The 26,176-nt window shown below is 39.8% G+C and carries 27 protein-coding genes, 2 other RNA genes and 1 pseudogene; 11 read left to right on the forward strand and 19 right to left on the reverse strand.

What is annotated here, in order from left to right; translation table 11 throughout:
* Positions 1–29: 29 nt before the first annotated feature.
* Entirely contained in the window at positions 30–782 is a 753-nt protein-coding gene (locus tag H6G77_RS24850) for a winged helix-turn-helix domain-containing protein (protein WP_190591397.1), read from the reverse strand.
* Positions 783–1,380: 598 nt separating this feature from the next.
* On the opposite strand from H6G77_RS24850, the gene H6G77_RS24855 reads away from it, so the two are divergent.
* On the forward strand, positions 1,381–2,364 hold the full coding sequence (locus H6G77_RS24855; RefSeq protein WP_190676285.1) for a hypothetical protein: 984 nt from the start codon (positions 1,381–1,383) through the stop codon (positions 2,362–2,364).
* Positions 2,365–2,406: 42 nt separating this feature from the next.
* Positions 2,407–3,492, forward strand: a complete 1,086-nt coding sequence (locus H6G77_RS24860) for a hypothetical protein (protein ID WP_190873006.1) — start codon at positions 2,407–2,409, stop codon at positions 3,490–3,492.
* A gap of 389 nt (positions 3,493–3,881) precedes the next feature.
* On the opposite strand, the gene H6G77_RS36330 is transcribed toward H6G77_RS24860, so the two are convergent.
* The 3 genes from H6G77_RS36330 to H6G77_RS24870 all read right to left on the reverse strand — a co-directional run bounded on the left by H6G77_RS36330 (position 3,882) and on the right by H6G77_RS24870 (position 5,987).
* Complete coding sequence (locus H6G77_RS36330; protein ID WP_277877280.1) at positions 3,882–4,007, reverse strand: hypothetical protein; 126 nt, start codon at positions 4,005–4,007, stop codon at positions 3,882–3,884.
* Between the two features lie 189 nt (positions 4,008–4,196).
* The gene (gene hisA / locus H6G77_RS24865; RefSeq protein WP_190591400.1) at positions 4,197–4,970 is read right to left on the reverse strand and encodes a 1-(5-phosphoribosyl)-5-[(5-phosphoribosylamino)methylideneamino]imidazole-4-carboxamide isomerase; all 774 of its coding nucleotides are present in this window, start codon (positions 4,968–4,970) and stop codon (positions 4,197–4,199) included.
* Positions 4,971–5,060: 90 nt separating this feature from the next.
* Positions 5,061–5,987, reverse strand: coding sequence for a Sll0314/Alr1548 family TPR repeat-containing protein (locus H6G77_RS24870; protein ID WP_190591401.1), 927 nt, complete (start codon positions 5,985–5,987; stop codon positions 5,061–5,063).
* A gap of 527 nt (positions 5,988–6,514) precedes the next feature.
* Between H6G77_RS24870 and H6G77_RS24875 the strand changes: the two genes are divergently transcribed.
* From H6G77_RS24875 to H6G77_RS24885, 3 genes are all read left to right on the forward strand, one after another.
* Complete coding sequence (locus tag H6G77_RS24875; protein ID WP_190591402.1) at positions 6,515–7,189, forward strand: ABC transporter ATP-binding protein; 675 nt, start codon at positions 6,515–6,517, stop codon at positions 7,187–7,189.
* Positions 7,190–7,278: 89 nt separating this feature from the next.
* Positions 7,279–8,028 (forward strand): 16S rRNA (guanine(527)-N(7))-methyltransferase RsmG, encoded by a 750-nt coding sequence (rsmG, locus tag H6G77_RS24880; RefSeq protein ID WP_190873007.1) that lies wholly within the window; start codon positions 7,279–7,281, stop codon positions 8,026–8,028.
* 417 nt (positions 8,029–8,445) lie between these two features.
* On the forward strand, positions 8,446–8,775 hold the full coding sequence (locus H6G77_RS24885; RefSeq protein WP_011319159.1) for a hypothetical protein: 330 nt from the start codon (positions 8,446–8,448) through the stop codon (positions 8,773–8,775).
* 179 nt (positions 8,776–8,954) lie between these two features.
* Here H6G77_RS24885 and H6G77_RS24890 read toward each other — a convergent pair whose 3' ends face one another.
* Positions 8,955–10,040 (reverse strand): DUF6745 domain-containing protein, encoded by a 1,086-nt coding sequence (locus H6G77_RS24890; protein WP_190873008.1) that lies wholly within the window; start codon positions 10,038–10,040, stop codon positions 8,955–8,957.
* 503 nt (positions 10,041–10,543) lie between these two features.
* On the opposite strand from H6G77_RS24890, the gene H6G77_RS24895 reads away from it, so the two are divergent.
* Positions 10,544–11,416, forward strand: coding sequence for a peptidoglycan-binding protein (locus H6G77_RS24895; protein ID WP_190873009.1), 873 nt, complete (start codon positions 10,544–10,546; stop codon positions 11,414–11,416).
* Positions 11,417–11,506: 90 nt separating this feature from the next.
* The gene (locus tag H6G77_RS24900) at positions 11,507–11,860 is read left to right on the forward strand and encodes a phage holin family protein (RefSeq protein ID WP_190591406.1); all 354 of its coding nucleotides are present in this window, start codon (positions 11,507–11,509) and stop codon (positions 11,858–11,860) included.
* Positions 11,861–12,119: 259 nt separating this feature from the next.
* Here the strand turns inward: H6G77_RS24900 and H6G77_RS35860 are convergent, their stop codons facing one another.
* From H6G77_RS35860 to H6G77_RS24920, 5 genes and pseudogenes are all read right to left on the reverse strand, one after another.
* Positions 12,120–12,719 (reverse strand): cobalamin biosynthesis protein, encoded by a 600-nt coding sequence (locus tag H6G77_RS35860; protein ID WP_190591407.1) that lies wholly within the window; start codon positions 12,717–12,719, stop codon positions 12,120–12,122.
* 63 nt (positions 12,720–12,782) lie between these two features.
* The gene (locus tag H6G77_RS24910) at positions 12,783–12,959 is read right to left on the reverse strand and encodes a hypothetical protein (RefSeq protein WP_190591408.1); all 177 of its coding nucleotides are present in this window, start codon (positions 12,957–12,959) and stop codon (positions 12,783–12,785) included.
* Positions 12,960–13,003: 44 nt separating this feature from the next.
* Positions 13,004–13,135 carry a hypothetical protein gene (locus H6G77_RS36335; RefSeq protein WP_277880653.1) on the reverse strand — a complete coding sequence of 44 codons (132 nt, stop codon included), beginning with the start codon at positions 13,133–13,135 and terminating at the stop codon, positions 13,004–13,006.
* Between the two features lie 8 nt (positions 13,136–13,143).
* Positions 13,144–13,917 (reverse strand): annotated as a pseudogene (locus H6G77_RS24915) (Rpn family recombination-promoting nuclease/putative transposase).
* 134 nt (positions 13,918–14,051) lie between these two features.
* Positions 14,052–14,507, reverse strand: a complete 456-nt coding sequence (locus H6G77_RS24920) for a DUF29 domain-containing protein (protein WP_190591410.1) — start codon at positions 14,505–14,507, stop codon at positions 14,052–14,054.
* A gap of 324 nt (positions 14,508–14,831) precedes the next feature.
* Here H6G77_RS24920 and H6G77_RS24925 point away from each other — a divergent pair, with 324 nt between their 5' ends.
* From H6G77_RS24925 to H6G77_RS24940, 4 genes are all read left to right on the forward strand, one after another.
* A complete protein-coding gene (locus H6G77_RS24925) occupies positions 14,832–15,110 on the forward strand; it encodes a hypothetical protein (protein ID WP_190674908.1) in 279 nt (92 codons plus the stop codon).
* A 187-nt stretch (positions 15,111–15,297) separates the two neighbouring features.
* Complete coding sequence (locus tag H6G77_RS24930) at positions 15,298–16,038, forward strand: cytochrome c biogenesis protein CcdA (protein ID WP_190591412.1); 741 nt, start codon at positions 15,298–15,300, stop codon at positions 16,036–16,038.
* 3 nt (positions 16,039–16,041) lie between these two features.
* A complete protein-coding gene (locus H6G77_RS24935) occupies positions 16,042–17,427 on the forward strand; it encodes a cytochrome c biogenesis protein (protein ID WP_190873010.1) in 1,386 nt (461 codons plus the stop codon).
* A 722-nt stretch (positions 17,428–18,149) separates the two neighbouring features.
* A complete protein-coding gene (locus H6G77_RS24940) occupies positions 18,150–19,541 on the forward strand; it encodes a DUF4114 domain-containing protein (RefSeq protein WP_242049297.1) in 1,392 nt (463 codons plus the stop codon).
* A 213-nt stretch (positions 19,542–19,754) separates the two neighbouring features.
* Here the strand turns inward: H6G77_RS24940 and queF are convergent, their stop codons facing one another.
* The 9 genes from queF to fni form a co-directional block, all read right to left on the reverse strand.
* On the reverse strand, positions 19,755–20,153 hold the full coding sequence (queF, locus tag H6G77_RS24945; RefSeq protein WP_190674910.1) for a preQ(1) synthase: 399 nt from the start codon (positions 20,151–20,153) through the stop codon (positions 19,755–19,757).
* A 102-nt stretch (positions 20,154–20,255) separates the two neighbouring features.
* A complete protein-coding gene (locus H6G77_RS24950; RefSeq protein WP_190591416.1) occupies positions 20,256–20,651 on the reverse strand; it encodes a hypothetical protein in 396 nt (131 codons plus the stop codon).
* A gap of 164 nt (positions 20,652–20,815) precedes the next feature.
* On the reverse strand, positions 20,816–21,199 hold the full coding sequence (locus tag H6G77_RS24955; protein WP_190591417.1) for a phasin family protein: 384 nt from the start codon (positions 21,197–21,199) through the stop codon (positions 20,816–20,818).
* Positions 21,200–21,225: 26 nt separating this feature from the next.
* Positions 21,226–21,322, reverse strand: an RNA gene (ffs, locus tag H6G77_RS24960) — signal recognition particle sRNA small type.
* Between the two features lie 95 nt (positions 21,323–21,417).
* Positions 21,418–21,514, reverse strand: an RNA gene (gene ffs, locus H6G77_RS24965) — signal recognition particle sRNA small type.
* Positions 21,515–21,678: 164 nt separating this feature from the next.
* A complete protein-coding gene (locus H6G77_RS24970; RefSeq protein ID WP_190591418.1) occupies positions 21,679–21,945 on the reverse strand; it encodes a YciI family protein in 267 nt (88 codons plus the stop codon).
* Between the two features lie 38 nt (positions 21,946–21,983).
* Positions 21,984–22,589 carry a PEP-CTERM sorting domain-containing protein gene (locus tag H6G77_RS24975; RefSeq protein ID WP_190873012.1) on the reverse strand — a complete coding sequence of 202 codons (606 nt, stop codon included), beginning with the start codon at positions 22,587–22,589 and terminating at the stop codon, positions 21,984–21,986.
* A 231-nt stretch (positions 22,590–22,820) separates the two neighbouring features.
* Entirely contained in the window at positions 22,821–24,656 is a 1,836-nt protein-coding gene (sppA, locus tag H6G77_RS24980; RefSeq protein WP_190674920.1) for a signal peptide peptidase SppA, read from the reverse strand.
* Positions 24,657–24,820: 164 nt separating this feature from the next.
* Complete coding sequence (gene fni, locus H6G77_RS24985; RefSeq protein ID WP_190591422.1) at positions 24,821–25,870, reverse strand: type 2 isopentenyl-diphosphate Delta-isomerase; 1,050 nt, start codon at positions 25,868–25,870, stop codon at positions 24,821–24,823.
* Positions 25,871–26,176 lie beyond the last annotated feature (306 nt).

Here is a 26,176-nt window from a genome sequence, read left to right on the forward strand (position 1 = left end):
TAATAAAAACTAACAACTATCTTCACCAATTATCCGAAACGATAGCCAAATCCTCTTACAGTCACAATATATTCGGGGTGGCTAGGATCTAACTCTAACTTCTCCCGCAACCAGCGAATGTGAACATCTACAGTCTTGCTATCCCCAACGAAATCTGGCCCCCAAACCTGATCTAACAACTGTTCCCGCGACCAAACTCGCCGCGCATAACTCATAAACAATTCCAACAACCGAAATTCTTTTGGGGAAAGATTAACTTCTTGACCCCGCACTAGTACCCGACATTCTTGGGGGTTTAAGGTCACGTCTTTGTATTTCAGAACGGGTAATTGCGGTAAAGTGCTTAAACGTTGACGACGCAACAAGGCGCGACAACGAGCCACTAATTCCCGCATACTAAATGGTTTGGTGAGATAGTCATCTGCACCAACTTCTAAACCCAACACGCGATCGGTTTCACTTCCCTTGGCACTCAGCATCAAAATCGGCACTGGATTGCCTTGATGGCGCAATAAGCGACAAATATCTAAACCATTGATTTGCGGCAACATCAAGTCAAGAATCACCAAATCAAAAGGGAACTCACCGGAGTTGGGTTCAACACTTTTGAGATACTCGATCGCAACCCTGCCATCTGGCGCTGTCACGACCCCGTAACCTTCCTCCTCCAATGCTACAGAGAGCATCTCTTGGATTAACTCTTCATCTTCTACCACTAGAATCTGACTTGTGTGTCCGATATCTGCTCTGGCAGAATACTTGGTCGATTCACTGGTGTACATTGATATCACAAAAGTCTGCCCTGTGCTTGTATCAATATTGAGAAACGAGTCAATTATCTAATCTCTCGGTGCATTCACTGTCGCACCTGAGCAAATTACTTTGCAAAAAGTAACATATATAACAGTCATGTCTACAAAACATTATAAAGCAAGTTTGTTGCATATTAGCAAAAAACTCGTTGTCAAACTTCACACTCAAATGTTATGGAGTTTGCTGTTATCTGCTACTAGTTGCAGACTAGGTGATTCTACACTGCTACATCGCCGAAAAACAAGCTTTTCACGTCAGCCATCACTCTCTCTTGACAAGGGCAAGAGAGTTTGAGTATACTTGTTAGTACAAATTTACTATATACAAGCGATCGCAGTATTAGGGAAGGACATTTAAAGCCTTCTGCCTTCTACTAACTAGAAGCCATACCAACAACTAAAGCAGTACGGTTAATTGACATCGTACTGGATTTTAAGTATTTCTTTATTCCAGTATTTGTACTGAACAAAAATCACTGTGTTAAAGGTTACTCTGATGTCTGCATAGGGTAGCTATTGGTATGGTTTGCTACCTGTTCAATTCATTGCTAATTAAGGGAGTTTGAGTATGACTTCAGTTGCAGTTAAAGACAGTAAACAGCAACTAATACAAGCATTTCAACAAATTTTAGCTGAACAAAAAAAATTAGAATCAAAAATTGCGACTAAACAAGAAGAAGCTGAAAAAGCCAAAAACCAAGAAATTTTAACTGCGGCTTCTACATATACAGTTGATAGCATTGTTAAAGGTTTAGCCGATTTACAACTTGAATTTGGTAGTATTGTCACCTCTTTATCAGAAAAACTGGCAAAAGAAAACTCCAAATTAGATGAACTCAACCGAGCGATAGAAATTGCTACTCAAAACCTTCAAGAACTGCAAAGAATTAGAATTGTTGCAGATACATTAGATATTCTTACTCAAGAACATCAAGAAAAGTTAAAAACTTTAGAACAAGATACCGCCAGTAAACAAGAATCTATTGAAAAAGAAATTGCTCTCAAACGTAAAGAATGGCAAAAAGAGCAGTCAGAATATGAAGAAGCTATCACAGCATACAATGATACAACTAATAAAGAACGTCAACGAGAACAAGAAGAATATCAATATAAATTAGAAACTACTCGTAAGCTCAACACCGATGCTTACGAAGCCAAAAAACGCACCTCAGAAAGAGATATCCAAGAAAAGACACAGGAAAAAGAAAAAGACTGGACTGAACGGGAGAAAGTTTTATCTAGTAATCAAGCTTTATTTAAAGAATATCAGCAAAAAGTAGCGGCTTTCCCCACTGAATTGGAAGAAGCCGTGAAAAAAGCGCGAGAAGAAGCAATTAAAGAAACTAGTCAAAAAGCCAAAATTGAAGCTGATTTATTTGAGAAAGAATGGGAATCTACCAAGCAAAGCTATGAACTCAAAATCCAAAGCTTAGAACAGACAATTACCAAGCAAACTGAACAAATCGAAAGTATTTCTACCCAATTACAAGCCACTCTGAAGCAAGCGCAAGATTTAGCTATGAGAGCTTTTGGTAATTCTGCTGCTAAATAGATAATTCTTATCTGAGTAATTTAGAATCATTGGAGGTTAAATATGGCTAGTAAAAAACTCACAGATAAGAATACTAAAGCAGAAATTCTGCAAGCTTATGAAGAGTTATCTAAAGAAACATCAGGGCTAAAAACTCAACTAAATCAAGCCTTAAAAGCAAATCAAAATACCAACGTAGAAAAGCCAAAAGTAGAACAAAATACAACTATCACTATGACTCAGCCTGCAACTATCCAACAAAAGATGAATTATACAATTGAAAGTTTAGCTAAAATTCAATTGGGCTTTGGTAGTGCGGCAAATGAGTTATCAGAACAGTTAACCACCCAAGCCTCTAAATTAGGAGAAATTAGGCAATCTGTAGAAACAGAAATTACCGCCTTAAAACAATTACATAATTTAGAAGTTGGTGAAGATACATTAGATACTTTGATTACAGCCTATGAAGATAATTCTAAGGCATATCAAGAAGAATATAATCAGCGTTATGAAATATTATCACAAGAAATACTTGAGCAACGTATTACTTGGCAAAAAGAACAGGACGAATATAAGCAATCAATTAAAGAACGCAATGATAATTTAAATAAAACCCGACAACGAGACACAGCCGAGTATAAATATGATTTGGAGTTGCAACGCAAATTAGAATCTGATGAATATGAACAAACTCAAAAAACTTTATACAAGCAGTTAGAAGAATTTCAACAAGAAACAGAAAAGCAATGGGCTGAAAAGGAAAAACAAATTGCAGAACGCGAAAAGCAGTTTGAAGAAGCGAAAGCAAAGGTAGAAGCATTCCCGAAAGAGAAAGAAGCAGCCATCAAAAAAGCTACAGAAGAAGGTAAAGGAATCGCTCATTACCAAGCCAAGGTAAAATCTGATTTATATGGGAAAGAAGTCGAAGGACAGAAGCGTTTTTATGAGCAGAGATTACAATCTTTAGAACAGACTATCACTAATCAAGAAACACGGATTCAAAATCTATCGAAACAATTAGACTCTGCATTGAAACAAGTCCAAGATTTAGCAGTTAAGGCAATTGAAGGAACTGCAAATGTCAATTCTTACCAAGCAATTAAAGAGATTGCGTTAGAACAAGCAAAAAGTCAGGTGAAGAATAAATAAAAATTAATTTAGAGACGTAATTCTAAATTACGTCTCTACTATTTAGGCATAATTTGTAGTCAATAATTATTGATAATCAGGGTTCGGTTTTATTCGGTTTACCATTGTTCAGAGGTTTCTTGCGGGGCGTTACGCTTTCATTAGATTTTTTGTTGGGTTGGGGGTTGGGGTTTGATTTTTGGTTAGACATAATACTGTGGAATTAACTCTATATTGACATACAACAAGAATATTACTGAATCCAGAAATTAGTCAAAAAATTTACATATAAAAATAAAAAAGAGACGCGGTTATACTTGCGCCTCTAGATAGAGAAGAAACCCAATATTGTAAAAAATTAAAAGTTTTAGTAAATGTGATTGCTATAGTTAGTTAAGTTTTACAAAAAACTATTCTGGTTTATCAATTTTGTTCGAGTTCTGTTGATTGATTGTGTCAATTTTGCCAATAAACCGAATAGCACCAGGTTCTGTTTGACGTGGCTTACCGTTATTCCGGGGTTTTTGACGAGTCATAAGATTACACTGATTGTTCGTAAACTCTTTACTACTTTAATTACAACAGTGTAAATAGCTATTCCGGAAATTAGAGACGACGGATAAAGTAGTTGCAGTTGTAGAGACGCTGGATACAACGTCTCTACTTAGGGTGGAGTAGAAACTATGTATGATTGTGTTTAGCCGCGATTTTAAATCGAACTATTATTAAGCAAAGGAAGAAAAGCCAAGATTTGGTGGTACATCTTGAATGCGTCCTGGGCCGATCGCTCGTAGTGCTTCTTTGAGTAAAATATCGCCAGTATACAAAGCACGTCCCACAATTGCACCTGTGACACCTAGTGGTTCTAAGGCTAATAAACTCAACAAATCAGTTACCGAACTCACACCACCAGAAGCAATTACGGAGATGGAAATCGCATTGGCGAGTTCGCGTAATGCTTCAATATTGGGGCCGCTGAGAGTACCATCACGGTGAATATCTGTGTAGATAATGGCTGCTGCACCTAATTCTTGCATTCGCACCGCGAGTTGGGTGGCTAAAACTTCCGAGGTTTCCAACCAACCACGGGTAGCGACTTTCCCATTTCGTGCATCAATACCGATGATAATTTGTTGGGGAAATTCTTGGCAGAGTTCTTGGACTAGCTGTGGTTGTTCGACAGCGACAGTTCCTAAGATTGCCCATTGTACACCCAAGTTAAACACTTGCTGCACACTAGAGCGATCGCGCAATCCACCACCGATTTCAATTGGTACTGATATTGCTTGAGCGATCGCTTCAATCGCTTTCAAATTTACTACTTTACCTGCTTTTGCACCATCTAAATCAACTAAATGTAAGCGAGTTGCACCTTGATCTACCCATTGTTTAGCCACATCAACAGGATTTTCGCTAAAAACTTGGGATTTTTCATAATCTCCCTGATACAGTCGCACACAACGACCTTCAAGTAAATCAATTGCAGGAATTACATCCATTTATCTTATCCTTGGTTAATTTTTGTTTGAAAAGAGAAGTTATATCTGAGAAATAGAGGGACGGGGTAATGTAACAATATTCTTGAATCCCTATTTATTTAGCTGATTCACTGCACTATTGCGTTCTCGCTCAATTTGTTTGACTAAACTAGCGGGTAATTGGGATTTTTTAGTCAAAGCTGTGTCAAAATTAGCGATCGCATCTCGCAGCAACTCTTGACTTTTTTCCCGTTTTCCCTTTTCCCTGAGAATTTGGGCTTTGAGATAATACAACTCTGGGTTATCTGGTGCGCCTTGAATTGCTTGATTGGCATAATCTAAGGCTTGAGTATATTGTTTCAAATCTCGGTAGCCGATCGCAATGCCTCTATCTGCCAAATATCTTGGTGCTGCACTTGTCTCTAACCGCCCAATTGCCTCATCTGGATTGGCAAAGGGTAAGTTAACAGAAAGCATCAAATCCATGTAGCCTCTGAGTAAATTCAATTCGGGGTCTTTGGGCGAAATCGCTTCGGCTTTATCTAAATACTCGTACACCTGGCGCAACCTACCTAAAGCTTGAGTCGCACCTTTCGCCGCACCTTCCCGCGTCACAATTACCGCACCTTCAAAAAAATGCCCAACGGCGGTGTATAAATTACCACGCAAAGGATCACTAGCAACTAATTTCTGCCCAGCATCTAAAATTTGCTGGCTATATTTATCTAAACCTGTCATATCCCCCTTGGTGTATGCCAACGATGCTTGCATGGCATAAGCTAAGGGTTCATTTGGTTCTTTTGCTAAGGCTTCTTTGAGGTGACGTTCCGCTTCGGGATAATTACCTTGTTGGAAAATAGCTTTAAAAGCCGCTTCTGTATGATCGCCAATTTGATGTGCTGCGTTGCGTCCAAAGGGGTCGCCAGCAAAAGCAGGAGTTACCCAAAGATGAAATGCGATCGCAGTCGTAAAACTTACCTGGGCAATTTTGGTTAATTTAGTAAAAACTATTTTTGCATTGGGAAATGGTTGAGTCATCAGCACCCTCAGAATAATTGCGGTTGAAATAGTTTTATATGTTACCTAGAATGCAACAATGTTTCATCTCAATTTAGTCCTAATAGCAGTAACCAAGTTAGTTAATATAGCAGAAGGCAGGAGGCAGTGGTTCGGCTACTTCGGCTGCGCTCAGTACAAGTTCGCTCACCAACCAGGCAGAAGGAAAAGTCTTACTATTCCTGGCATTCAAGCTTTGAAATTGTCCTAACATCTCTGACTACCGCTATACATCGATGAAATGCAAATAAAAACAACATCCTTCTAACTCTGTAACCTATCACCTCTCACCTGTAACCTATTTGTCATTACATTCCCAAAAGGTTGACTAGGCTCATTTTTGCAAGTTCCCATGATTGTTCTAGTTCTGAATCTAGGGTTCTTCTGCCAAAATAAAAAGATAGTCTGGCTGTGAGATCATGCTTGAAGCGTTTCGGAATTCTCCGGTTGTACTTGGTGTAGTTAACGTTAGTTAGTAAGCTATTCGCCAATTTTGGTAATTTTAACAAATGCTCTATCTCAGAAATTTAGTTTATCATCCCACAGCTTGCCCAACCGCAATTCTCAAGTCAGTTAACCTAGAATTACCCCCTCAGCAATTAGGTTTAATTATTGGCCCTAGTGGTTCTGGGAAAAGCACCTTACTCGAAATTTTGTCTGGACTGGCCGAACCAACTTCTGGCGGAGTGTTTTGGCGAGAACAAGGACTCATCGCCGAACAACTACAACAACTAGCGGGAATTGTATTTCAGTTTCCTGAACGGCACTTTTGCGGCGGGACAATTTTAGAAGAATTGCGCTTAGGACATCCAGAGTTAGGAACAGAACGAGTCAAGCAAGCACTTACTGAAGTGGGATTAGAACATTTATCTTTGTCTGCTGCGCCTTATGCTTTAAGTGGAGGACAGCAACGGCGTTTAGCTTTAGCAGTGCAGTTAATTCGTCAGCCAAACCTCTTGTTATTAGATGAACCTACAGCCGGGTTAGATTGGTCAATGCGCCAGCAACTAGTTAATTTATTGGCGAAACTCAAACAAGACTGGACATTGTTAGTAGTAACACATGATGCTGGAGATATGTTAGCGATCGCTGACTGTTGTTGGACACTCAATCACGGCGAACTGCAATCAGTTGATCCAGCGACACTTAGTAGTAAAGTGAAAGAACCCCAACCAGCAGCGTGACTTCATAAGTATGAAGTATGAAGTGTGAAGTATGAAATTTCATCTTTTAGTCTTCTGCCGTTTGACCAATGACCAATGACCAATGACTAATGACTAATTCCACCACTCCCTTGCTGCCAGAAATGGCAGAAATTTGGCAGCAAACCCTCAATTGGCAACCAACTACACAGCAACAGGCACAATTCCAGCAACTTTATGAGTTAATTCTGGAAGGTAACAGCCAATTAAACTTAACTCGCATCACCGCACCCCAGGAATTTTGGGAAAAACATCTCTGGGATTCCTTGCGGGGAATTGTACTCAACAACCAATTTATTACATCTCTCCAAACAGGTGCATCTGTTATTGATATTGGTACAGGTGCAGGTTTTCCCGGCGTTCCCGTAGGAATAATTGCACCCAACAGCACAATTACTCTGTTAGATTCCACCCGCAAAAAAATTGCTTTTATCGATAAAGTATTAACTTCACTAGAACTCAGCAATTGCAAAACTCTCGTTGGCAGAGTTGAAGAAATCGGTCAGCAAACTCAACACCGCCAAACTTATGATCTTGCCCTGATTCGCGCCGTCGGTACAGCTTCCGAATGTGCAGAGTACAGCCTACCATTAATTAAAAAAGGTGGTTTAGCCGTAATTTACCGAGGTACTTGGACAGAAGAAGAAACCACAACTTTGCAAAATGCCGTAAAACAGTTAGGTGGTGAAATTGCAGCAATTGAACAATTCACCACCCCCCTAACTAATAGCATTCGCCACTGCTTATATTTGCGAAAGATAGCAAGCACACCGCCTCAATTTCCCCGCGCGGTTGGTGTCCCTCATCAAAAGCCATTGTGACGTTGAAATACTTATGAGAAATGAAAGTTTGACGAAAATATCATAATCAGGACTTACGCAAAGTCATGAAAAAACGAACCGCAAAGGGCGCAAAGGACACGAAGTTAAGAGGATTTGAGAGGGTGTTTGCGTAAGTCCTAATAATTATGTACTTGATTACTTACGAAAAACTTTCAACTTTACCCTGATAAAGCTGTAATTTTATCTATGGAAGTCAAGCTTTAGTAGTCAATAAATAAGAATCAAATTTTCTGACTTTGCCGAAAACTCAGATAAATGATGCTTTTTAGTAGCCAATGCAGCGCAACTTCCTTGCTTGGTCGTAGCTCAAGGAGTGCGATCGCGTTTGTTGATTATGTTGTTAAGCACATTTAAATCTTTTTTACTAAATTTTAAGTTTAATAAGCTTCAAATATCGTGACCAAAGAAGAGTTTTACTGGAGTAAACACATTGTTGCTATTGAATGGTGGCTGTATGAGTGTGATTTGCCAAATAAATTAACTTGGGCAAGGCTTCGGGTGTTTGATGATGCTACGGCTGACTCTTGCTTTGAGGAGGGAGGTAAATTGTACGGTTTTGAAAATCGGGATTTTGCGGCGTACATTCTCAGCGAGGACGAATATGTAAGCTTTCAAGGAATGGATGTAGAGGATGAGCAAGAATACGGGATAAAACTAGCAGAAATTTACACTCCTGCTTGGCTAGACAATCCTGATCAATTATTTGAATACTTTGGAAGCTACTAAGTGAACACAATTTATGAACTCGATATTAGCTTCAATAGTGCAGAGAACTTGCAAAGCACTAACAGCGATCGCCTAGCCTAATGTCGTGTTATATGGGTTAACCGACATTGGGGTAAAGTCAGCTAGTATAAGCATTTAGATTAAACTCTGCTCTCATTGCCACTCTGCTAAAAAGATGCCTAAGTTTGCACACTAAATTCTTCAGGAGCAATACCCCAGTTTATCCAGCTAATACCATCTTGTGCTGATTTAATATCCGGTGGTACGCGCAATACATGAATCCTTTGGGTGCTAGGACAGGTCATTTTCAACAAAGAAATTGGTTCTATATCTATATCGGAATTAATTTTAAGAAGTGTGTATTCTTGCCAGGAATCTAATTCAACTGCTTGTAACTGTTCAATAATTCGAGAATAACCAATGCCTTGAATTAACACGCGCCGCAGTTCAGCATTCTTTTCTTCTAACAACCATTTTGGTTGCCATTCCTCTGGGTGTAATTTGCCATATTTGTCTGGCAACCTAACACCGTGATATGCGTAAATACTATATCCGTCAGCGAATTGAACTGCTGCTTCTCCTTCAGCATGGAGAAGGTATTCGTGATCAAAGGATAGTTTGGTTGAGCGATCGCAGACAAAGCAGAATCCGTTAAAAGGAAATATTATTCCACCCATCAGTAATACTTGTTGTACAACTTGATATAAATCCGGGTCATAGTAACAATTCAACTCTGAAATGAAAAAATCAAACGTGGCAGCAATGTATATCCAATTAAAAGGTGAAATACATACATAATTTATCTTCTTGCTCCAAAGTCGCCAAACCAATTCAGATTGATTCCCAGACAGAATCATATTTAATAAGTTAAACGGATTGTCAGTATAAAACTCTAAATCATCACCATCTAAACTTCTTAATAAATAGTTTATATGATTTGAACTGCTTTTTTTCAATAATGTTTGTTTCCAAAAATCTTTAAGTTGTTTATTGACTATTTTTTCTATATTACCTACTAAATTATTATTCAATTGGCACTGAGAAGAATTAAGTAATAGCATTTCATTGATTGCTGCATAGGGGCTATTACACAAAATAATTTGAGGACTTCTTTTATTTACAAGTGAATAAATTTTTTCAGTAAACTCTAATACATTATTATTAATAGCTTCAGTCGAAAATGCTATGTTTCTCCACTTCTGCCAATAATTTAAAATTAAAGCTTCCTGTTCTGGTGTTAATTTTTTAGATTTTTGATTAGACATTTTAAGCTAAAAATAGTCACTGTCTAATTGTGGCTACACTGCTCCCAATTAAACATTCGTAAAATCCTTGATTTCTTTATGGATTGGGCGTAAGTAAGAAAGCCCATTAAGAAAAAAATTAGATTATTTGTTCAATTGCCTAAACTGTAAGACTTTCAGCCGCCGCGAACGCGCACCTTGATTGCGAAACACTGGCGGTGATCGCAGTTTTCTTCCCCAGCTTCGACTGTGCAATAGAGATGCACAACACTGGCTCTCACAACCATTGATTTATCTGAGTGTGACTAGTGTTAGTAAGAAATTCAGGGTGGAATTTGCTTACTTTGAGGGTATTGTAATTATCGCTTGACTGGGAGCGATCGCACTCACTCATCTAAGGTATTGTAATTATCGCTGGATTTGGAGCGATCGCACCACAACCCACCATATTGTGCTGTACTAGCTTTTTTCTGGACTCCAGTGGCTGGTAATATTAGCAACAGAAGATTCTGGGGGTAAATTCCATGAAAGGCAGCCTAACAGCATGTTTCTTGAAGTACTTAGAGTTACGGTCAGGCTTGCGCTGCTTGAGTGCTAATCAGTTGTATTGGTTACTGCTGTTATTTTCTCCGCCTTTATTTGTTGCTTCTTCGTCTATAGTTTCATTGGCTGCACCTTTGGAAATCGCTCAAGCTGTACCAAATGCTGCAATTTCTCGTCCGACGCTGAAAATTGGCTCCCAAGGAGAACGTGTTTCGGAGTTGCAAGCCGCACTCAAGCTTTTAGGCTTTTACTCAGGCAATGTTGATGGAGTTTATAACGAAAATACGGCAAATGCAGTTTCTCGCTTCAAGCAAGCCGTTGGTTTAAATCCTGATGGGGTAGTTGATGCGGCTACTTGGCAAAAACTGTTTCCTAAAGAACCAGCATCTACCAACACGGCTGCATCTTTGTCAGCAACTCGACCAAGCACTACCAACACTGCTGTAGCGAAACCAGAACCAAGACCTGCTACTCCCAGAACTAGAACCACCCAAGTACCAACACTAGCACCAGAACCAAAACCAGTTAACCGCAGAACTCCCACAACGCAACGCAGAACTCCGACAAAGCCAGCAGCACCAACTATTACTTTTCGCCAAGTTCCGGGAATTCAATACACTGCGGAAGGATATCCCATTTTACGTTTAGGGATGAGTGGTCAAGATGTCATCACGTTGCAAAAACAATTACAAAGGTTTGGTTTTTTGAATAGTGGTAATGTCGATGGTGATTTTGGACGCACCACCGAAACCGCAGTGAAAGCGTTGCAAAGGCGTTATGGGTTAGAAGAAGATGGTGTAGCTGGTGGCGCTACCTGGGACATTCTCTTGCGGCGATCGCCTGGGCAACGATAGGCTAATAATACGTAGTTATGTCAGTTTTCAGTAGGGATGGTATATGGCATCTCTACTCAATTTATGTGATGGAAGTAGTACCTGTTTGATATGAAACACTTTTTGTTAACTTGGCTGGCTACTGCGGTGGCGTTACTGATTACCTCTAGAATTGTCGATGGTTTTATTGTCAATAACTTTGTTGCGGCTTTGGTAGCAGCATTGGTTATTGGCTTGGTCAATGCTTTTATTAGACCAGTTTTACGCCTGTTAGCTTTTCCCATTACTTTACTAACTTTTGGGTTATTTACATTTGTCATTAATGCTTTATCTCTGTGGTTAGCCAGTGCTATTACTCCCAGTACTGGTTTTGAGATTAAAGGCTTTTTACCCGCATTGCTGGGGTCAATTGTATTATCAATCGTGTCGAGCGTGATTAATTATTTTCTCAGAGCTGTTGAATAAATAATGACAATTCGCAATTCGCAATGACGTGACGCTCGTTCCTCGCTAACGCAATTAAGAAATCTAGCTCCAGTAAGACTTTCCTGATTTATATCTGTCGCATTCTTTTCTTAAATTGGTATAAGTTGGTGCTGTCATTATTCATTGGCGACAGTTTCCAGACGACTTAAATTTCGTAATATAGTTCAGCTTATTTGCCAGACTTCCTTCTCCCTTGTCTCCCTTGTCTCCCTTGTAATTACAACTCCCTGAATCACGCTTAAATTTCTTGCGCCACCGCTACAGTTACTACCCCAGGTAGTTCTGATAAGCGGAAAATATTTTTTGGAACCAATAATTTAGCACCAAGTTTGGCATTGTCAGCCGCCAAAATCGCCGCCGCTTCTGCAACACTGGGTGTTCCCGTGGCTGTGGTAATGATTGCAGATGGGTTGGGGACTATGACAGTAGATAACTTTGCTGCGGAAAATGTTTGCAAAAGCCAATGGCGTTGATGGCAAATTTCTATTAATGCTGTATCTGATGCTTTTGTATCAATGGTAGCAATTCCGGCGATCGCACTTTCATCGAGTAAATATTTTTGAAATACTTGTTCAATGGCTATCACCATCAACTGCGCCGAAGTCCCTTGTTTAAAACCAATTCCCACCCACAAATTTTGTCGGTAATCAGAATCTTTTGCCTGGGATTTTGTAGTGAAATTAATCAGCAATCTCCGATGATTTGAGTTGGGGAAATTGTCGTTGATTGCAATACCGGAAAATTGATCGATAGAATACTGTTCCCAAAAATTAAAAACTATATATTGAACTTGTCTAGCACAGTAGGAAGCACCAAGGGAGAGGATAGGCAAAAACATTAGGTTATTTCCTCATATTTTGCTTCATTTTTAGCATTGAAGCATTAACTTTTCGTCTGTGCTTTACCTTGGTGTTTCAATTTCTTTTTCTCTGTCGCAGTTGGCGAAAATAGCTGCGATGGAGTTTTGCTGTTTGGAAGTTAAGTAGAACGACGAGAAAAAACCAAAGTATGTAAAGATAAATAAATACGTAATATTTGCGATCGCAGTAGCTACAGCATTCAAGCTCACAGTTATCATAAATCCACTATCAATAAGCCAAATAGCGGCAAAATTTTATGTGTCTATTCTACTGGTAAAACTACTGATGCGCTAAACCTGGGGGCGATCGCTCTTGGCGGCTGTTTAGTCAATTGTACAGAACGAATCTTTGCTAATTCTAGGTAAGATGAAGTGCGATCGCCATAACTCATCACAGGTAATCTTACCTATATTTCTCCACAGATTCCACAGCAACATTAAATTGTTGAGCAATCTGTTCTACACTCATCCCACTTTTCAGTAACAGTGGGACAGCAACTTTCAAAATTTCTTCTCGACCTTCCGCTTTTGCTTCCTGATATACTCTTGTTTGTTCTAAAGTCAGTCCTAGCATAGCTTCTACTTCCTCTCGACTCAAAGATGAAAACTTGTAAACAGCAATTGTCGTAATAATTTCGATGATTTCGGTTTTTGGTAGTTTGCCTGTTTCTTCTAATTTTACCCGTTGAATTAGTTGCTTGGCTTGTTCTGCCATTGTTTCGGAGGATGCGGTTGTCAACTGTATTAAGTTGATGCCTATTGGCAGAGTATCAGAAGTACCTAACTCATCCAAATAAATGCACTGAACTTGGTCGCTGTTTAAAAATATGCGATGGGTTCTTTTATCGTTTGGTTCTAAAGAGCGTGATGGAAATATTACCACGCAATACCAATCATCGTATTGAGATTGATTGCGGTACAAATAGGTGAGCGATTCGGTAAAAAACCGATGATAAAGACCTTCATCTTTCTGAAATTACACTTCAGCAAAAAAGATGACTTTGGGTGTTGCATCTTCTGGTGGTAAGAAAACACCATCAATCCGAAAGGCGGTTTCTTTTAATTCGACTGACTCAAATCGATAGTCTTGCGCCTGTGCAGGACGGTTATCAACGAGTTCAAATATTAACGCAGTAAACCGCTTGAAAATTTGGTAATAAATAGAGTCGCGTTTCACAGAAATATTTAAATATGGGAATTATTTCGAGATTAATTTTATCAGTCTATATCTAAATACTTAATAACAAGGCGATCGCTCGTTCCGAAATCAAGGTATACCTTTAAGCTGGGCGTTTAGCGATCGCTCTAAAATTAAGGGATAAAATCTGCGTCAAGAATCTGAGTTACCGAAAAAGGCGATTCTTTGGGGAATAATTCTGAGTTAAGTTGATATTTTCTAATGGTATCGTTTCTGGCATTTGTATAGCAATCTAGAAATACATCCTCTAAAACAGATTTTAAACTGGGACTATCTTCTAGAAGATAAATTATTTGTCGTCTTTGCTCAACAACAGTATTACGCCACCCTCTAGAGTTATCATCTTTTTCGGCTGTCCAAAATTGGAGCTTTAATAAATGTTCAATTAAGATTATTAGACGATTTTTTAGTTCTTTCTTTTCACTCCGCCCCATACTATCAATTTCTTCAATTAAATTCGTAATATCTAATTGTTCCAGTTTTCCTTCCTGCAAAAGTTTTACTGTATTTTGTGTCCACAAATAAAAATCTTGTTCATATAATGTTTTGTTATTCTTGTTTGTCAGCATAAAATTTTCTCCTGACTCGATAGAATATTGATTCTATTATACAGTAAATAAATGCTCACAATTCACGATCATTATATTAATAAATGCTGCTAATGTTAGCTTAATTCAACATTATTTTTATCTAGAAAAATTTTTGCATTAGTGCTTGAAAAGTATAAATTTATACTTTAATATAAAGGCATGATAAAGCAGATCGCCCAATTCCATCCAGAAACAAGCGATCGCCCTTATCTAAACCCAAAACTGAAATAAAAGCGATCGCGTAATTCCGGCAAGAAGGCGGCGATCGCTTTTATAAAAACCCAAACCTGGAGTTTCAACCCCATGATTGCATATTTACTACAATTTGCCCAATCCAAATTAGCGCAGTTCTTAGGCGCAAATGCCAATTCCCCCAGCCGCAAGCAATTCGCACCACAGCCATTTCCCCACAGAGAACCAATCAAACATTTGCTCATCGGTTCTCCCAAAGCTGTCACCAGTACCATTCACCACTTGCATCTGCTGGGCTACGCTAATGTTGCAGATTGGAGTCCACTGCTTCCAACCGACAATCCAGATGAGGTGATGAGTATTCTAACTCGGCAAATTTTAATGCAATGAGTAGTGCTGTACACTTCGACTTCGCTCAGTGTACAGCACTGATTAGGGTAAAGTGAAAAAGACGTTGCACTGCAACGTCTTTTTTAACATCTAACCTCAACTAAATGTACCTCTGCTTCTTTTTCCCTAAGCCTGTGAAGTAAGCTAGAATTCAAGCATATCAAGCATTTCCACATTAAAAATTTCTATGCTGGAGACTTTACAAACTCAAATTTATCAACTCGAACAATTTGCCAACAATGTAGTTGCTAACCAACTCACACACTTAAGTTTGTTGAGTGTGGGGATTATTTTTCTGGCTGGCTTACTCACCAGCTTAACTCCCTGTATGTTGTCGATGCTACCAATTACCATCGGCTATATCGGCGGCTATGAGGCGAAAAGTCGTCTACAAGCAGCAGCCCAGTCTACTTGGTTTGCATTAGGATTGGCAACTACCCTGGCTGGAATGGGGATCATAGCTGGTTTAGTCGGCAAAGTTTACGGACAAATTGGATCTGGTTTACCCATTATTGTCAGTATCATCGCCATTATTATGGGGCTGAACTTGCTCGAAGCATTGCCCTTACAATTTCCTTCTTTGGGCGAGACAAATTGGATTTCTCAAGATTTACCTCCGGGAGTGCGTTCTTATTCAATTGGCTTAACTTTTGGTTTAGTGGCTTCTCCTTGTAGTACCCCGGTTTTAGCAAGTTTACTGACTTGGGTTGCCAGCACAAAAGACTTAATTTTAGGCGCTGTTTTGTTACTGTCTTATACAGCAGGGTATGTAGCCCCTTTAATTTTGGCGGGTACTTTTACTGCTGCAATCAAAAAACTGCTGGAGTTGCGTCGTTGGTCTGGTTGGATTAACCCGGTTAGCGGGGCGCTATTGGTAGGATTTGGTGTTTTTTCTTTGATTTCTCGCATTCCCTTTGGCAGTTTGTAACCCATGACTTTAGATAATTCAGCGTCCACATCCACAACATCAAGTTGGTGGTCAGCACCTTGGCGATTTGTGCGTCAGGAGATTTTACCTGTACTGACAGACTTACGATTAGCGATCGCCTTATTATTAATCATTGCCTTATTCAGCGTTAGCGGCACGGTCATAGAACAAGACGAGTCAGCCAGCTTCTATCGCACTAACTACCCAGAACATCCAGCTTTGTTTGGTTTCCTAACCTGGAAGGTCATCTTAATAGTTGGTTTAAATCATGTTTATCATACTTGGTGGTTTAGTGCGTTACTCATCTTGTTTGGTAGCAGTTTAACTGCTTGTACTTTCACCAGACAGTTACCAGCCTTAAAAGCTGCCCAACGTTGGAAATATTACGAAGAACCCCGACAATTCCAAAAATTAGCCTTAAGTGCAGAATTAGATACTGCTTCTTTAGATTCCCTCGCTCCCTTATTGCAAAACCGTCGTTATAAAATTTTTCAAGACAAAGACAATATTCTCTACGCCCGTAAAGGCATAATTGGACGTATCGGCCCAATTATTGTACACATTGGGATTGTGATGATTCTGTTAGGCGGCATTTGGGGTTCCATGACTGGATTTACCGCCCAAGAAAAAATTCCTAGTGGCGATCGCTTTCAGGTAGCAAATATCCTCAATGCTGGCCCTTGGGCAAATACCAAACACTTAAAAGATTGGTCTGTGCGGGTAAATCGCTTTTGGATTGAATACACACCCTCTGGCAGTATTGACCAATTTTATTCCGATATGTCTGTGTTAGATAATGACGGTAAAGAAGTTGACCGCAAGACAATTTTCGTTAACCAACCTCTGCGTTATCGTGGCGTAACCTTCTATCAAGCCGATTGGGGAATTTCTGGTGTCCGGTTCCAATTCAATAACAGTCCGGTGTTTCAATTACCAATGGCGGCGTTAAATACCAGTCCCCAACAAGGTAGGATGTGGGGAACTTGGATACCTACTAAACCCGATTTGAGTGAGGGTGTGTCTTTGATTGCCAAAGACTTGCAAGGCATGATGTTAATTTATGACAGCAAAGGTCAGTTAATTACAACAGTGCGGTCTGGGATGGCGGCCGATGTCAACGGTACGAAACTCAAAATCTTAGAAGTGATTGGTAGTACTGGCTTACAAATCAAATCTGACCCTGGTATTCCCATTGTTTATGGTGGTTTTGCCATTTTGATGACGGGTGTGGTAATGAGTTACTTCTCCCATTCGCAAATTTGGGCATTACAAAAAGGCGATCGCTTGTATGTTGGTGGTAAAACTAATCGCGCTCAAGTTGCTTTTGAAAAAGAAGTGTTGGAGATTTTAAATGGACTAAATTCGCAATCAACAGCAGCAGTGGGGTAAATTTTAACTTTTTACCCTTTTCATTATCTCTCCACTAAAATCAACACGTACATAAATTATGAAGGCTGAATAAATATAGTGATTTTCTCTGTATCTTCACTGTAATTATTCAGCTTTTATATTTTTTAGTGTGCAGAGAAATATTATTTACTACTGAGAATCACAGCTAATTCTATTTTTTGAGGCTTTCATATAGCCCAAATTTATTATTATTCAGATAATTATCAGAAATATTTTGTAATTTTGCTCTTATATCTTAGCAAAAATGATTTTTAGAGAAACTAAGTTACGCCTAAATTTTAAGCCTACTTTATAAATCCAGTATTACAGTCATTGGGTTTATAGAGTTTTATTTATTATCATATCGATTAATTCATATAGTAATTTCATCTCTACTGAGATGAAGGTCTTATCCTCAAAACTATCCCCTCATATTATCTGTATTTTTACCAGTTTTGGATAACTAAAATTTTTTACCAGATAACAATCAGCCCCATATTCTCATATCTGTTCGCTCGATTGATATTTCGTTATAAAGACTTGGCAAAAACAACTGTTAACTATCGACGTTAAAAATCTTAATAGGATACAAAGTAGTTACCCGAAAAAAAGTAGCTCCCATACAACCAGTTTTTTCCAACGGTGAGCAAGTGAATGATTGAAATTTCATTACTTGATTAAAAGAAATCAAAACTAGGTGCATATCAATATCTATGAAAAACATGAACAGAATCCGCTTTGGACTGATTGCTGCTGCTACTTTAACTTACTCACTTTCCGGTATAGCTTCAGCGAGTGCGACAACTACCATTCAAGAAGCCATCAAGGAAGCTCCCATAGCTGCTCAAAAGGCGAAAGACAGTGCAGATACTCTCAAAAAAGTTGAAGCTGCATTAACAAAAACCACACAAGTTGCAACAAAAGCTAAACAAGATGCTGCTAAGGTTTTAACTTCTGCTGAACAGACATTTCAAAAGGCAGATAGAGATTTTATTGCAGCCAAAGCAGCGTATGATGCAGCCAATAAGACTTTAACTGATACTAAAACAGTCTATGATGCCGCTACTAAGGCTTTAGCAGATGCGAACACCATCCTCTCATCTGCAACTCCAGCGCAAAGAAGTGCAGCACAAAAAGCTGTTAATGACGCGACTAAAGCCTTTAATTCTGCAAATACCAAGCTGAATGACGCGACTAAAACTTTTAATTCTGCAAATACCAAGCTGAATGATGCTACAAGTAAGCGCGGTACAGCAGAACAAGCTAGAAATCAAGCTAGTCAACAACTGCAAACTGTCACTGCAAGTGCTGATAAACAAGTTAAAGATGCTGAAGATGCAAGAAATCAAGCTAAATTAGATGCTGATAATGCAGCTAAGTATTCCGTAGAGGCACAAGAAGCCGCCAAAAAGGCTAGTGACTGGAGTACAATGAAGCGTCTCTCTGTCACAGATAAAGCAGAAGACAAAAATTTCTTATCTATACTTCCCCAGTTTCAAGCTTTAGTACAAAAAGAAGGTGTGGCGATCGCCGCAGATAAAGTCCAAGCACAGCAAGTAGACTTTTCTCAACTATTTTTGAAACAAAAGCACAATGTACGTGTTTGGTTCCTGAATGAAGGCGCTACTTATAAAAACCAGTTAGCCTATGAATCCATTCGGGGTGAACAATACAATAACGGTATGATTTTTGAAAATGTCTCTTGCGACAGCACCAAGAATAAGTGCGAACGAGGCGATAAAGATGGTGTTTTAGATATCGGTGATTTTGTAGATTTGGGTAATTTTAAAGCTGGTACACAGCTGAATTTCTTACTCAAATCTGATGGATACAGCGCCACACCAAAAAATGGTGATATTTATGGTGCAGATGCCAGCCTTAACCCTGATGGCTTACAACACGTAATGGCTTGGAAGATTGGCAATTATCTGATGATGGGTTTTGAAGATTTACGCAATGGTGGCGATAAAGATTACAACGACACAATTTTTGTTGTTGACTTTGGTAAAGATAATCTCAAAGCCTCTGCTGTACCAGAACCTTCCGCCACACTCCCAATTTTGGGCTTAGGCGCATTGGGAATGCTGAAGTTGCGTCGCCGTCGTCGTTCATAGTTCAAGACTTAAGGATAAAGGTTGTCTGTAGAGAATGGGTTTAAAGGGGTAGGCATTTTAAACACTGATACCTCTTTACCCTAACCCACACCCTTGATTTTCCGTGTTATTAAATACTAAGTTGCTTTCAGGAATAGTATTCCTACTCCCCACTCCCTACTCCCTACTCCCACTTACTATCTTTAACTGCAACTGAGTATAAGCATTAGCGATTTAATGCGCTGATGCTTTTTGATGTCTGACTTCAATAACTGTATGGACGTTACCTCTAGGGGCAAAATCGGCTTTAACAGTAATTTCTAGCGGATCACAAGCTGCAACCATGTCATCTAAAATTTGATTGGCAGATTCTTCATGGGAGATATAGCGATCGCGATAACTGTTAATGTAAAGCTTCAATGCCTTTAATTCTACTACCCGTTCATCTGGTATGTATGTAATGTGAATTGTGGCAAAGTCTGGATAGCCAGAAAACGGACATTTACAGGTAAATTCCGGCAAGGTAATGTTGATATCATATCGCCTACCTAATCGCGGATTGGGAAAGGTAATTAAATTACCTTCCGCAATGTTGCGTTCACCATACTTTACTTCTGATGCTTCCTGGGTCATGGGTCAATTATCCTTGGTCATCTATCGCCTCAACAATAATAGGCGAAAAGCTGATTAAGATAAAAATTCTTTGATTTTTGACTTTTACCTTTTGCCTTATTTTTACTCTTGTTCCCAGTCAGGACAGTTTTGATCATCCCAACCGTGGGGGTGCATAGCGCAGACTAGTAAGTTGCCACCATAAACTTGACCATGATAGTTAGTACAACCCACACAAGCAGGATTTTGTTCTGGTGTGGGTTCCACTGAGTAAGGAAACCCCGGATCTGCATCTGCAACTACATCTTCTAGTTCCCAATAAATTTCTAGGAAGGGTGCAGATATTTCTTGTAAGTATTGTTCTACGTCGGCGGCAATGTTACTTTGTACTTGCTCAGTCAATTCTTCTGTGAGGTCAAAAAAGCTATCAACCATATCATTCATTCCTTGAAAGAAGCGTTCGACTTCCTCTGCCACTGTTTCTACGATTCCCATTAAATCTTTTTGCCACTCTTCCATAAAATTGACGCTCTTACTGGCTATAAAATTAGGATGCTAACAACCACCCCAATTGAAGTACATAAATACATTCTAGGCAATGTATGTTATCAACTTCCTGGGTGATATCTGAGTTATAGTACTATTTGCTGCTGATGCTGAAGGTAAAAACAAACTGCCGTTTATTAATCGCGTTGCAGTCTTTTTAATTCTTCTTGCAGTTTTAGCACTTGGCTACGCAAGTCATCCACATTTTCAGTTGAGGTCTCTTTTACAGTTGGCTCTTCATCTTCCTCTAGGATTTCGATGCGACGAGGTTCAGAAGGAGTTGTTTTTTCAGTAGTATCAGCAGTGGGTGTTTGTGGCTGTTGCGCTTGCTTCATCATATCCTCAACGAAGCGGCGGGCTTCTTCTGTGTTCATTTCGCCCCGCGCTACCATTTCATCTGCCAGTTTTTGGACTTGCGATCGCAATTCTGCTACTTTTCCTCCAGCTTTCTCACCTGCGTAAGAAGCCAACCCAACACCGAGGTAAAAAGCTTTTTGTACAATATCTCCAAAACCGGGCATTGCTGCTGATCGCTCCTAAAAAATAGGGCGACCCGGAGACTACGCCTACTACAAGCATCCCGTATTGCTGCTACCTTCCGGTTCTGACAAGGTTTAGGCGTTGCAGTCGCATAGATCCAGGTCTAATGAAATAATAACACTAAAAGTTCGTAAGTGTGTCCTACTCAACCACATTTTTTTCTTCGTCAAGCTGGTAGTTAACACAGACCCAAAAACAGGTCAGCCCGGAGACTACGCCTACTACAAGCATCCTTGATTGCTGCTACTTTCACGTTCTGACAAGGTTTAGGTGTTTTAGTCGCATAGATCCGAGCCTCAAGAAAATAATAACACTAGGACTTACGCATAAAAACGAAAAATTAAGGATTTTGGTGAGGGTATAGGGGTGTATGTATCTCAAACCCTTACACCCTTACACCCCATCTTCATAGACAATATTGGTGCGTAAGTCCTGAACACTAAAAGTTCGTCAGTGTTTCTTACTCAACCACAATTTTCCACTCGTAAAGCTGATAGTCAACACAACCGTTTTTAACCAAGGGGTCTAGGGCAATAATAGCTTGAGCTTCATCCAGAGAAGCAGCTTCAAACAGCAACATCCCGCCTCCCATTTTTGCCCAATAGCCTGTTTTAGCTTGATGTCCTTTGGCAATTAAATCCTGTACGAATGCTTTGTGGGCAGGTATATATTGGTCAAAGATGGTTTTATCGACTTTTCCTGACTCTATTTTGACAAACCAGGGCATTTTGCTATGAACCTCATCGGAGCAAGAACTAGCTTCCATCACCGTAAAGCTTTTGCATGTTTCTGTTCAGTCAATTGTAGTGATTGCTGGCGTTTAGATGCTGATACTAGGCCAAGAGTGCCAACAGCAAGTAAGCTCAAAATGGACGTATATTCAGGAATAGAGATAATTCTGGCTGAAAAAACAACGGCTGATTCACTATCTTCTGTCCCCAAAGACCCCAACACAAACGGCGGTGCTGAAAAAACCTCTAAATAACCCGGTATGGGCAGAAAACTAGCAAAAAACGGACTAGCATAGTTTCCTGATGATGTGGAATAACCAAAACCGTCACCTGTTAACTGCTGACTATTCAAACTAATTAAATTGTCCACGTTAAAAGGTTCGTTGCCAGGTATGGGAGTCCCCGCAGGTTGCAAACCAGTAATTGTTTCATTATTACGTGTGCCACTGATTTCCAAAATCTCGTAAAAACCGAAATTGTCAGGAGTGTCATTAGTAATGAATTTACCGCGTGCTGTTATACCAGAACCAAAATAACTCCATTCCCAATTTAAAGTGGCAGCAGAGACAGCTTGCATGGTTCCGAAAACCAATCCCGAAACAGTCAAGGCTGTAGTAGATAGTAAAGCGAGATTTTTCATAGAGGATAGTTGGGGGTAGATGCGTAACTGTAAAGCTGCGCTGCGAAAGGATGAGTCATACCCAGGCAAATGCTGAGACTTTCTGTATAGCTTCCCTGGGAGTGAGGTAGATATTTCACCCGAAAGGCTTGTGGCTAGACATCAAAAACTTTGTCAGTCCATTGACATTGGAAACTTCAACCAATGGCAGTTTAACATCAAAGATACTTGGTTTATCCGTATAGCAATTACTTACTCGATTTTTAAATTAAACGGCAAACGAGCATAAACCCCATTAGGATCATTCATGCTTTGAAATATCTCTAATTCTTGTTGCAGTTTTTGGAATTCTGCGGTGAGAGGGTTGGTGGCTTTGATTTGTTGTTGTCCCTGGATTTTTAAAGCTGTGCTGGCTTCTTCCACGGCTTTACCAAATAAAATTTCGTTGAGGCTATTTTCTTTAGGATATTCTTTTAACTGCCAATTGTTGCCTAAATTGGCTTTTTCGGCTGCGTATTTCACCGCCGCATTCAGTCCACCAATTTCATCTACCAAACCAATTTGTTTTGCAGCTACACCAGACCAAATTCTACCTTGAGCAATTTCGGCAACTTTTTGTTCTGGTAATTTGCGTCCTTTGGCAACTTTATCGAGGAATATGCTGTAAATTCGGTTGACGCTACGTTGATACAGTGCTATCTCCTGGGGTGATTTGGGACGAGCCACAGTTTGAGCATCGGCGTAGCGGGCTGTTTTGACTACATCCCAAGTGATACCATTATCATTTGCTAGTTTTTGTCCGTTGAATAGGATACCAAATACACCAATTGAGCCAGTGATGGTATTTGGTTCGGCAAAAATTCGGCTAGAGTCACTTGCAATCCAATAACCACCAGAAGCGGCGACATCACCCATAGATACTACTACAGGTTTAACTTCATGGGTTAAGCGAATTTCCCGTTGCATGATTTCGGCGGCTGTGGCGCTACCACCAGGACTATTAATTCTTAAAACAACGGCTTTAATATTTTTATCTTGGCGGATTTTGTTGAAGATTTTAGCAAAGCGATCGCCACCTACTTGTTCATTATCACCGCTACCATCAACAATTTCGCCTTCGGCATAGACTACAGCAATTTGGTTTTTTGATGCTTGTTCGGCTTTGAGAGATTTATTAATAACTTGGGAGTATTCTAGAATGTCAACTTGGCGGAAATTTTTCTCATTTTGATCGCTATCGGTGAGTTTTTTCAAGTCTGCAACTACTTGATCATGGTATGCAACTTGATCAACTAAACCATTGGTTTTCGCTGCTGGTGCTTCGACTATGGCTTGATTATCGGCGATCGCTTGCAATTTTTGCGGGTTAATTTTGCGGCTTGTACCTACTGTAGTTCGCCACTCGCTCCACACGTCATCCAGTAGTTTCTGGGTTTGTTCGCGGTTTTCTGGACTGAGTTTGTTGAGAATAAATGGTTCAACAGCGCCTTTAAATTTGCCAACTCGCACAACCTGTACACCAATACCAAACTTTTGCAATGCACCGCTTAAGAACATTGGTTGGCTACCCAAACCATTGATTTCTATTGCACCCAAGGGATTGAGAACTACGGTATCAGCCACAGAACTGAGATAATATTCTTTTTTACCCCAATCTTGACCATAAGCAACTACTTTTTTCCCGGCGGCGCGAAATTCTTCTAAAGCTTTGCGAATTTCTTTCAGGGAAGCAAAGCCTAAATTTCCCCCGGAACTATTACTACCATCTATATATATACCAACAATTTTTGGATCTTGTTTGGCTTGGTTAATTGCATCTAGAACTTTGCGGAGTGTGATTCTGTCTTCTGGAGTCCCGGATAATGTTCTTTGTAATTCTTCACCCGCAGTTGGTTCTCGATCGGTAATATTCAAAGATAAGTCAAACACTAACACAGACTTATTTTTGACTACTGGACTCACCTCTTGAGTAGCTGCGATCGCAAATAGGAGTAAAAATAGCCCTGTAGTCCCAATCCCAAAGAAAATAAATAACCCTAGTAAGCTACCAATCACACTGGCAGCAGTTTGTTTAACAAAATTAGTCATTAGTCTATCAATTTTAGATTTTAGATTGTCTCTCCAGAAAACTCTGGAGACTTTTAGCGTTCAGGAATTATTGGACTGATGGTGAGTGATTGACTACAACAGCTAAACTCTTTTTGGAATTGGGCTGCGTATTAAATCCTACCTCTGACGCTTAACTCCTGACTTTATTTTAGGCGTTGTAAACTGCCAGAATGTTTTAACTGTTGTAAGTTAATATTCCCTGTACAAAATAGCACTGTGACAATTTCAGCCATTAAAACTTCTACTAACTCTGAAATTGCTGTTTCTGAAATTACCGCCGCTTGCAAAAAAGGCATTGCTAAACCTGCAATATCTGCACCTAATGCGATCGCTTTGGCAACATCTAAGCCATGACGCAAGCCACCAGAGGCAATTAAGGGAATATCCGGTGCGATCGCGCGTACACTTGTAATACATTCTGCTGTTGGGATGCCCCAATCTGCAAATGTTCTGCCTAACCTGCGTTGCAAGTCATTTTCTGCCCGTTCACCCTCCACTTTTGCCCAAGAAGTACCCCCCGCACCAGCAACATCAATTGCCCTCACTCCAGCCGCCATCAATTTTTCCGCCATTGCACCGGAAATACCATTACCTACCTCTTTCGCAATCACCGGTACATTTAACTTACTACATAAATTAGCGATTTTGTCAATTAAGCCGCGAAAATTCACATCCCCTCTAGGTTGAATGCACTCTTGCAGAGGATTAATGTGCAGAATCAACGCATCAGCTTCTAGCATATCGATGATTCGCAGACATTCATCTAAACCATACTTATAGTTCAGTTGCACAGCACCCACATTGGCAAACAACAAAACATCCGGCGCATATTTACGCATCGCAAAAGTATCAACCACCTGGGGTTTTTCTACAGCTACCCGTTGAGAACCGACACCCATCGCCAACTTGTAGTGCTGACAGACTTCCGCTAAACGTCGGTTAATGATTCCCGCTTCCTCAGTTCCACCAGTCATGGAAGAAATGAGTAATGGTGCTACTAGGTACTTGCCTAAAAAATTGGTGCTGATATCAATATCGTTGCGATCGATTTCTGGTAAACAACAATGGCTAAAACGATAACTTTCCAATCCATTGGTAATTTCACGGCACTGAACGTCTTCTTCTAAACAGATACGGATATGATCTGCCTTACGCGACTGAGTTGGTTCTAAATTGCTAGTAGGGGCTTTCACTGGTAGATATGACTCAAAGCAGTTGTCATCACTATTCTAGGGCTTTGATAAAAAGGTTAGAGCAGGTGATAGGTTACAGGTAAATTCCCATCAATAAGTTATTTAGGAATGGAGAAGAGTTTATGGCTTCTGCACACCAATACACCCCACACCCCTAAACCCATTCACCACAGACAAACTTTGTGCGTAAGTCCAATACCGTAGCCAATTTACGAGGGTTCAACACCTGTAGAAACGGGATGAATACGTCCTAAAGAAGTAAGCTTGGCAAAAATCTGACTTAATAAAATAGGCTCAGGCATTTCA

It is taken from the genome of Aulosira sp. FACHB-615 (assembly GCF_014698045.1).
Lineage (GTDB): Bacteria > Cyanobacteriota > Cyanobacteriia > Cyanobacteriales > Nostocaceae > Nostoc_B.